Raw genomic sequence first — 7,770 nt, forward strand, 5'->3', positions numbered from 1 at the left:
TGCTCCTCCCGTTCTATAACCATTGGCGCAGGTAATCGCGTAACACGACGGCGTTATTATGTGCCTCGTCCTTTGAAGCATAAAGTAGCGTAACGACGTTCTCGCGTGCATATCCGGCGAGCTCGCGGACCAAATCGTCATGAGCGGCAAGTTCCGCCTCATAACGCGTGGTGAACTCCTGCCACCTATCAGGGTGCTCGTGGAACCAGCGCCGCAATTCGTCGCTCGGCGCGATCTCCTTGCACCAGTGAAACAGTCTGGCGCGGTCCTTCGCCATGCCGCGCGGCCAGAGACGATCGACCAATATCCGCTTGCCATCTGACACGCGTGCCGCGCGATAGATCCGCTTGACGCGGATAAGCTCGCCAGGAGCTTCGGAGGTGGGGGGGCTTGCTGACGGCATCAGCTGTCCGGCTTGTCCGTGTCGCCGATCATCTCAACTGCTTTCAGAGCATGGGTCCAAGAGGCGCCGGCGCGCATTTCCGCGGCGACCCAAATCGCTTCCATGACCTGTTCGTCCGAGGCGCCCGCACGCCGGGCGGCTTTGACATGGCTCTCGATGCACCATGGGCACTGCGTTACGTGCGCGACGGCCACGGCGATAAGCTGCTTGCTGCGCGCATCGAGCGCCCCTTCAGTGAACACCGCTTTCGAAAATGCGCGGAAGGCGTCCTCGGTCTTCGGCGCCAAGGCATGACGCCGCTCGAAGAGATCCTTAGTTGGGTTGGGAAGATACATCTCAGACATGGCCTGCGCCTTTGGTTTCGAATTGCGGGAATAACACGTCGTTTTCCAGCCGAATATGGGCTGCCAGGTCTTCAAGAAATTCACCGACCCCGGCATAGAGCCGCGTCCAGCTTTGGCATGCACCGTCCGGCAATGTGAGATCGTTTGTCAATTGCCGGATCTGTCCGACCTCCGCCTCATGGTCGTCGTGATCCGCGCGCATCGCAGCGATCGGCCCGTCCAGCCTCGGTGCCGCGTTGCGAATGGCGGGAAACAAAACCAGCTCCTCCTTCTTCATGTGGACTTCGAGCTCGCCGATCATCCGGTGCAGTAGCGCGGACAGCCCTGCAGGGACATCTGCTTGCCCGGCATGGACGGTTTCCACCTTTTCCGAGAGCGCCGCCAGTTCAGGCAATTGAGTGCGATGCTTGGCGTGATACTCTGCCTCGATGTAGCGGGTGAGGCTGGCGGAATCTTGCGGGGGTAGCGGTCTCGTCATGTTGGTATCCTTTGGTCAGAGCAAAGAGGGGACGGTTCGGGGCGTGGCGTTCTCGACCGCCATATGCAGCGAGCGCGCGATCCGCTCGGCGCGTTCGATGAGATGGGCGGCCCCCTCGGGGGGACAGGTCTCGGTTGCGGTCTCGCGGAACAGCATCAGCCACCGTTCGAAATGATCCCATTCCACTGGCAAGGACGCATGGACCTGCATCGGGGCGCCGTGAAAACGACCGGTCATGAGTGCGACCGAAGACCAGAACTCCACCATCCGCTGCAAATGCGGCGCCCAGTCGGAAATCCTGGAGGCGAAGATCGGCCCGAGAACCGCATCAGCACGCACCTTGTCGTAGAAACGATGCACCAACTGGGTCAGTTTATCCTCGTCCAAACCCGTTTGCGCCATGATCGCAGCGGTCGTTTCGGGGCGCGCGGATATGATCTGTCGATCAGCAGGTGACATGGGATCCCCCGAGAATTTGAACTTGAGGCTCATGCTATCTCCACAAAATAAGCATTGTAAATACCTATTGCGGTGAGTGTAGGATGCCCATGAACTTCGCATTCTCGCAAATTACGGGCGGAGCATTTCGAGCCGGATGGCAAGCGTCCGCGAATCTGGTCTTCCCGACCGCACGCCCTCGGCTGAATCCTTGATGCTCAAGAGGGTGCAGGGGTTACGTTTTCGGACCGTAGCCAGAAGACACGAAACCCTTCAGCACCTCGTCCCTGGCGAAGGTTTGGTCTGGGCTTCCTGCGTGGCGCATCAACACGCGCAGGCCGTTATCGGCGGAAGAGGTGGGGCGAATTGTCGCGGCTCACAATGAATATTTGAATTACTTGCGCGCCTTGCCGCCCTATGCGGGGAGGTCGGACTAAGTAACGGCTTCTATCACGGCGAAGCTGGGTATCGTCGGATCGCCATGGCAGCGACGGCCTGATGCCCGCACCTCTCGTCGCGAAATTCGCGCAACGGGGGTTGTCCAATCGGACCGGCTCACATCAGGTTGTTCGAGGAGCAGAGCGCATCAGGCGAGCGTTGCAAATGCAGGTTCGATGGTCGTTACCGAACAGACCAGCGGGTTCCCTATAGCCCCAGTGGCGCGAGATAGAGCACCAGCAACAGGAGGCACACGCCTGTCAGCGCCACATCGAAGCCGCGCTGCCAAGCGGGCGCCTGCACCAATCCCAGATATTTTCCGAGGATGATCCGCGCCTTTTGCCAGGCAAGTGCCATCACGACCACCGCTGCCGCCCCTGGCCACTTGGCCCAGACCCCCGAGAATGAAAGCAAGGACGAGCCAAGGGTGAGGAGAACAAGCGTGCCGAGGGCGATATAGAGGGACCGGCGTGTCATTGCAGGAGATAAACCACTGGAAAGAGCAACACCCAGATCAGATCGACCATGTGCCAGAACGCGGTCGCATCCTCGATATTTCCCACATGATCGCGCCACGCCACCAGCAGCAACAGGATGACGCCGGCTGCGACATGCGCGGCGTGAAATCCGGTCAGCAGGAAATAGAAATTGAAGAAAGGATGCGTGTCCCAGACAATGCCTTGCGCGGCCTTGGACGCGAATTCGGCGCCCTTGATCCCGAGAAATGCCGCGCCGAGCAAAGCGGCACACACAAGAGAAACGCGTGCGCCGCCACGCCTGCGCGATTGCCTCAGATTCAGTGCCAGGGCAGCGAAAAAGCCGCTCGTCAGCAAGATGATCGTGTTCGTCGCAGCGGCAGTCCGGTTCAGCGCATTCTGCGCTTCGGCAAAGCCCGTCGGATCAGTGATCCGCACCGACAAGAAAACGATCAACCCCGCACCGAAAACCAGCAATTCGCTGATAATGAGAACCCACATCAAAAGATCGCCGGGCAAATCGTCCAATGCAGTTCGGGTTTGATCCGTCATTCAACAAGACCTTTGCAAGAGCCTTCGGCCCGTCACGACTCAATCGGCTTCAACCTTCGTCGCCATGATCTCTCACTGCACTATTTTAATGCGCATTGTAAATACCAATTGCCGCAGGCAAGATGACTCGATGCCCTTCTGTCACTTTCACGGTCGAACGAGGGGACCTGTGCGGCCACCGGCCGCATGGTCGCACATTTAGTTTGAGCCACAGCAAAGAAGCCCGCTTCTGTCTGTCTGATAATAGGGCATGGAACACACAGAAACACTTCGGGCCCTTGGCCTCTTCGATGCGCGCGTGCCGCGTTACACGTCCTACCCGACTGCGGCGGCCTTTTCGCCCGACACAGGCGCGTCCTTTCAACGCCATGCGCTTGAACAGTTGGACCCCAGCGAGCCTGTGTCGGTCTACATGCACATCCCGTTTTGCGAGCGGCTATGCTGGTTCTGCGCCTGTCACACACAAGGCACGAAAACCCTTGGCCCGGTGGAAAGCTATATCGAGGCGCTCGAGGCAGAGCTCGAAATGGTGCGCGCCATCATACCGAACGGCCTGAAAATGGGCCGCCTTCACTGGGGTGGCGGAACGCCCACCATCCTGCCGCCGGAATTGATACATCGTCTCTCGGAATCGATACGCCGTGTGTTTCCACCAGCTCAGGAGTTCGAGTTCTCGGTGGAGATCGACCCGACCATGGTCGATCGCGCGAAGATCGAGGCTCTCGCCTCCGAAGGCATGAACCGCGCGTCGATCGGCATTCAGGATTTCGATCCTGAAGTCCAGAAAGCAATCGGCCGCCTGCAACCGTTCGAAACCACACGCGCGTGCGTCGAAGACTTGCGCGCGGCCGGCATCGCCTCTCTCAACACCGATCTGGTCTATGGCCTCCCGCACCAGAGCCTCGCACGTATTGAAGACACGATTGAAAAGGTTCTCACCTTTACGCCGGACCGCGTAGCGCTCTTTGGTTACGCGCATGTGCCTTGGGTTTCAAAACGGCAAAAGCTGATCGACGAAGCGGCGCTGCCGGACGATCTGTCGCGCTACCACCTCGCCACGCGCGCTGGAGAACTGTTTGTTGCAGCCGGTCTTACAGCTATCGGCATCGACCATTTTGCGCGCCCCGACGACACTCTGACGGCGTCGCTCGAGGCCGGACGACTGCGCCGCAATTTCCAAGGATACACGACCGACACATGCAGCACCCTCATAGGGCTCGGGGCATCGTCGATTTCGCGCTTTTCGGAAGGTTATGTCCAGAATGCGCCCGCGACCGCCGCGTATCAGCAGCGGATCGCAACCGGTGTTTTTCCGGGCGCTCGTGGCTACCAGTTAAGCCCCGAAGACCAGCTGCGCGCTCGGGCGATCGAGGAGTTGATGTGTCGGTTCGCGGTGGATCTTGACGATTTGAGCCAGGAGTTCGGCACCGATGCCCAGAAGCTGCTACCGTGCCTGACGGAAATGGCCACGCGCTTTGCGCCATTCGCAAGGCTTACGGGAAAGCGCATTGCCATTGCACCGGAAGGTCGCCCGTTAACACGGATGATCGCTTCGGTTTTCGATCAGCATGTGCCGGAGGGGGTGCGCTATTCGCGCGCGTCCTGAACAAGGCGCGTCTGATGGCGGAGCGCGCCTTCAGCAGGGTGTCACGCTAGACAACTCGCCGCCGGCAACAAGAAGCGGAGCTTGCGGGGGAGGGAGGGGCAGATCGTCGTGCTTCTTTCCCGCGGGAAATTGCTGATCAGGACTTCGAATGTGTCGTTGCGAGGTCGCGCGGAGCCGCAACGGGTGCGTGTGAGGGAAAGGTGCCGCGTGACAGGATCGCGCCGTTCTTATCGACAACGAGGCGTAGAGCGCGACCGCCAAAGTAGAAGGTCAGCCGCCATCGGCCGGCATCGTCGTCGACACCGGCCTCGCATCTGCTTGTGACCTCGCCGTCGCGGAGTTTCGCGAGAACATCGGCTGGTGGGAGGCCGAAAGCGCGTCCAACGAGTTCTGCGTCGACCGTGAAACCGTCAGTGGTGAAAGACACGTTACGCATCGCTATCTCCTTTCAGACCGCAGATGGAACAGTGGCCGGCAAGGCGATGTCTGCCAGCGTCGAACGATCGAGTTCTGCCAAAAACGCGGTCTCTGCGGCGCGGAGTCTGCCCTTCAGGCCGCAGACGGGGGTAATGCAGCACGCGCCGTCAGGAGAGAAACATTCGACAATGGCCTGGTCCTGCTCGAGAAGCCGCACGAGGTCTCCCAGAACGATCTCGTGGGCGGGACGGCCGAGCATTGCGCCGCCACCGGTCCCGCGCCGCGTGGTCACGAAGCCGTGCCGGGCCAGGCGCTGAATGACTTTATTCAGGTGGTGGCGAGAGATACCGAACTCTTCGGCGATCTCGGCTGTCGAGAAGGCACGCTCCGGCGCGCTGGCCATCCGCATCAGCGCTCGGAGTCCGAAATCTGTGAAACTGGTCAGGCGCATATGGTGCCTCCAACAAACAAGCATCAGAAATGCTTGTTATAGATTTAGCCACGATCACGCAATGATCTTCGCGTTAGGTCGGTCATATTGAGGCGCGATCCTCGGTTCCGTAGTTCTAACCCGCGCGAATTGCGAACAAGCCTGCGCGGCAGGAGATGTCCAGCTTGCCATCGGCGCGCTTGCGGCAGGTGATCACGCTGGAGGGGGCGATGCCGAGCTCGGCCGCGATTGCCTCGGATTTGCGATCAGAGGGGATGCCGAGGCAGACGGCGCGCTCGCGGTCGCTGAGCACCGTGAGCGGGGCCGGGACGCCGGTGTCGAGGGCGCGCTCGAAATGCAGCAGGGCGAGCCGCGCGGCCAGTCTGGCGAGGTCTGGATCGCAGACGTCGTCCTCCGCCTCGACCGTCTAGAAGCTGACGAAGAGACGCAATGTCTCGCTCAGGTCGAGCACCGTCGTCGTCGCCTTGAGGCGCGGCCGTTGACCGGGCGATCTCTGTTCCAATGCCTTGGGTGAACGAACGCCCCGCTGTTAGAAAAGCTAGCTGGCAATACCGTTGGAAAACAAGAGCACCATATATGCTGCATAGGCGGCCAACATAAGCGCACCCCATACGCGACCAATCTTCTTAGTAGCGAACAGCAAGCCCAGCAGTAGGAGAGACGACGCCAGCATGACTGGGGTATCGATCTCGCGAAAGCGCGTGCTGACTTCGATCGGCTGGATCACGACGGTGACGCCGAGGATCGCGAGGATATTGAAGATATTCGAGCCGATCACGTTGCCGAGCACAACATCGGGGTGACGCCGGATCGCCGCGACTATACTGGTGGCTAGCTCTGGTAGCGACGTTCCGATAGCCACGAGCGATAGGCCGATTACCGCGTCGGGCACCCCGAACTCGCGGGCGATGTTTACTGCCCCTTCCACCAGTAAGTCCGCTCCGAACACCAGAGCGGCAATGCCAACAATGACCAAGAGCGGCGCAAGCCAAGGTCGCGGTAGCGGAATGTCTTCGAACTCCTCAGCTTCATGTTGAAATGCCGTTGCCCGGCGGTTGCGTTTTTCCAGCCAGTAGCTGGAAAAGAGGTAACCCGTGAGGACCAGAAGCATTGCGATGCCTTCGATCCGAGTGATGATTTCACCCTGAACAAGTGCGTAGGTCGCCAGCGAAACAAGTGTTGCGACCAACGCTTCGCGCAGAGCTGTTCGCGCCCAGCCAAGGATCGGTGTGATAACTGCTGCCACGCCGACAATGAGCAGAATGTTCGCGATGTTCGAGCCTACGACGTTACCCAAAGCAATCTCAGGCGCGCCGTCTATGGCAGCGTTCACGGAGACAAGCAGTTCCGGTGTCGACGTGCCGAAACCGACGATGATCAGACCGATTAAAAGCTTCGAGATGCCGAGGCGCTCGGCAATTGCGACTGAGCCACGCACGAGCCCTTCGCCGCCGACAAAAAGGAGAATAAGGCCGGCAGCCACGAGGAGGAGGTCATGCAACATTTCTATTTCTGTCCAATAGTTGTGCTCGCCTAAGAAGACGCATCGCCATGACTTAGTGCGCCGGTTACAGGAAAAGAATAGGAAGGCCGCACGTTCAGGAGCGGACCGGTCGGTATTCCGCCAAAGTGCCTTGAACCGGCAGTCCGTCTTTGGTCTTTTTCTGAGCTTAGCCTCCTCATCAGCTCTTTCAGAAAACACTCCCGACGTGGGCCGACAATCGTGGTTCTCGGAATGCGTAACTCGGTCATGCTGATATAAGTCGGAGGCGCCCCGAAATTCGGACACTGAAATAAGCTACGATTTGCGGTCTGCTGATCTTCGCCGAGAAGGAGGTCAGAGATGTCGAAACGCACGCAGCACGCGCCCGAGTTCAAGGCAAAGGTCGCGCTAGAAGCCTGAAGGGTGAAGAGACAGCGGCCGAGCTGGCGAGCCGGTTCGGGGTGCATCCGACGATGATCCATCAATTGAAACGGACCCTGCTCGAAGGCGCGTCCGATATGTTCGAGTGCGGGGGGCGCACTGGGGAGCGGATCAAAGTTGGGTTGGACTCTAATCGATGGTCGTGGAAAAATCCCATGGCAGGTCAGACCGGCAAAGAGGAATCGCCCGTTGTCGCCAATGCCCTCAAGTAGATACTCGATGGCAACCTAACGATGGTGGTCA

11 protein-coding genes are annotated in these 7,770 nt (G+C 59.5%); 1 reads left to right on the forward strand and 10 read right to left on the reverse strand.

The genetic code is table 11. The features are described from left to right. Window positions 1-13: 13 nt before the first annotated feature. The 6 genes from BMI87_RS20280 to BMI87_RS20300 form a co-directional block, all read right to left on the reverse strand. Window positions 14-403 (reverse strand): DUF488 domain-containing protein, encoded by a 390-nt coding sequence (locus BMI87_RS20280; protein WP_078523314.1) that lies wholly within the window; start codon window positions 401-403, stop codon window positions 14-16. Further along, on the reverse strand, window positions 403-747 hold the full coding sequence (locus BMI87_RS20285; RefSeq protein ID WP_078523315.1) for a carboxymuconolactone decarboxylase family protein: 345 nt from the start codon (window positions 745-747) through the stop codon (window positions 403-405). Before BMI87_RS20285 ends, BMI87_RS20280 begins: the two co-directional genes overlap by 1 nt. Next, window positions 740-1,225 carry a hemerythrin domain-containing protein gene (locus tag BMI87_RS20290; protein WP_078523316.1) on the reverse strand — a complete coding sequence of 162 codons (486 nt, stop codon included), beginning with the start codon at window positions 1,223-1,225 and terminating at the stop codon, window positions 740-742. The genes BMI87_RS20285 and BMI87_RS20290 overlap by 8 nt, the downstream gene beginning before the upstream one ends. A 15-nt stretch (window positions 1,226-1,240) precedes the next feature. Next, window positions 1,241-1,717 carry a group III truncated hemoglobin gene (locus BMI87_RS20295; protein WP_240497849.1) on the reverse strand — a complete coding sequence of 159 codons (477 nt, stop codon included), beginning with the start codon at window positions 1,715-1,717 and terminating at the stop codon, window positions 1,241-1,243. A gap of 591 nt (window positions 1,718-2,308) precedes the next feature. Beyond that, window positions 2,309-2,458, reverse strand: coding sequence for a hypothetical protein (locus BMI87_RS22620; protein WP_166504583.1), 150 nt, complete (start codon window positions 2,456-2,458; stop codon window positions 2,309-2,311). A gap of 116 nt (window positions 2,459-2,574) precedes the next feature. Then, window positions 2,575-3,129 (reverse strand): cytochrome c oxidase subunit 3, encoded by a 555-nt coding sequence (locus BMI87_RS20300; RefSeq protein WP_078523317.1) that lies wholly within the window; start codon window positions 3,127-3,129, stop codon window positions 2,575-2,577. A gap of 250 nt (window positions 3,130-3,379) precedes the next feature. Here BMI87_RS20300 and hemN point away from each other — a divergent pair, with 250 nt between their 5' ends. After that, on the forward strand, window positions 3,380-4,735 hold the full coding sequence (gene hemN, locus BMI87_RS20305; protein ID WP_078523318.1) for an oxygen-independent coproporphyrinogen III oxidase: 1,356 nt from the start codon (window positions 3,380-3,382) through the stop codon (window positions 4,733-4,735). Window positions 4,736-4,871: 136 nt separating this feature from the next. On the opposite strand, the gene BMI87_RS20310 is transcribed toward hemN, so the two are convergent. The 4 genes from BMI87_RS20310 to BMI87_RS20325 all read right to left on the reverse strand — a co-directional run bounded on the left by BMI87_RS20310 (window position 4,872) and on the right by BMI87_RS20325 (window position 7,107). After that, entirely contained in the window at window positions 4,872-5,171 is a 300-nt protein-coding gene (locus tag BMI87_RS20310; RefSeq protein WP_078523319.1) for a DUF6522 family protein, read from the reverse strand. A gap of 12 nt (window positions 5,172-5,183) precedes the next feature. After that, window positions 5,184-5,603, reverse strand: a complete 420-nt coding sequence (locus BMI87_RS20315) for an Rrf2 family transcriptional regulator (RefSeq protein WP_078523320.1) — start codon at window positions 5,601-5,603, stop codon at window positions 5,184-5,186. Between the two features lie 115 nt (window positions 5,604-5,718). After that, window positions 5,719-5,895 (reverse strand): LuxR C-terminal-related transcriptional regulator, encoded by a 177-nt coding sequence (locus tag BMI87_RS22345; protein WP_158522135.1) that lies wholly within the window; start codon window positions 5,893-5,895, stop codon window positions 5,719-5,721. Between the two features lie 246 nt (window positions 5,896-6,141). After that, on the reverse strand, window positions 6,142-7,107 hold the full coding sequence (locus tag BMI87_RS20325) for a calcium/sodium antiporter (RefSeq protein WP_078523322.1): 966 nt from the start codon (window positions 7,105-7,107) through the stop codon (window positions 6,142-6,144). Window positions 7,108-7,770: the final 663 nt, after the last annotated feature.

Source organism: Thioclava sp. F28-4 (genome assembly GCF_002020045.1).
Classification (GTDB): Bacteria; Pseudomonadota; Alphaproteobacteria; order Rhodobacterales; family Rhodobacteraceae; genus Thioclava; species Thioclava sediminum.

Coding starts and splice junctions, on each gene's coding strand:
- BMI87_RS20295 (WP_240497849.1), bottom strand. CDS start 1,717: ATGAGCCTCAAGTTCAAATTCTCGGGGGATCCCATGTCACCTGCTGAT.
- BMI87_RS20310 (WP_078523319.1), bottom strand. CDS start 5,171: ATGCGTAACGTGTCTTTCACCACTGACGGTTTCACGGTCGACGCAGAA.
- BMI87_RS20315 (WP_078523320.1), bottom strand. CDS start 5,603: ATGCGCCTGACCAGTTTCACAGATTTCGGACTCCGAGCGCTGATGCGG.
- BMI87_RS22620 (WP_166504583.1), bottom strand. CDS start 2,458: ATGGCACTTGCCTGGCAAAAGGCGCGGATCATCCTCGGAAAATATCTG.
- BMI87_RS20290 (WP_078523316.1), bottom strand. CDS start 1,225: ATGACGAGACCGCTACCCCCGCAAGATTCCGCCAGCCTCACCCGCTAC.
- BMI87_RS20285 (WP_078523315.1), bottom strand. CDS start 747: ATGTCTGAGATGTATCTTCCCAACCCAACTAAGGATCTCTTCGAGCGG.
- BMI87_RS20280 (WP_078523314.1), bottom strand. CDS start 403: ATGCCGTCAGCAAGCCCCCCCACCTCCGAAGCTCCTGGCGAGCTTATC.
- hemN (WP_078523318.1), top strand. CDS start 3,380: ATGGAACACACAGAAACACTTCGGGCCCTTGGCCTCTTCGATGCGCGC.
- BMI87_RS20300 (WP_078523317.1), bottom strand. CDS start 3,129: ATGACGGATCAAACCCGAACTGCATTGGACGATTTGCCCGGCGATCTT.
- BMI87_RS20325 (WP_078523322.1), bottom strand. CDS start 7,107: ATGTTGCATGACCTCCTCCTCGTGGCTGCCGGCCTTATTCTCCTTTTT.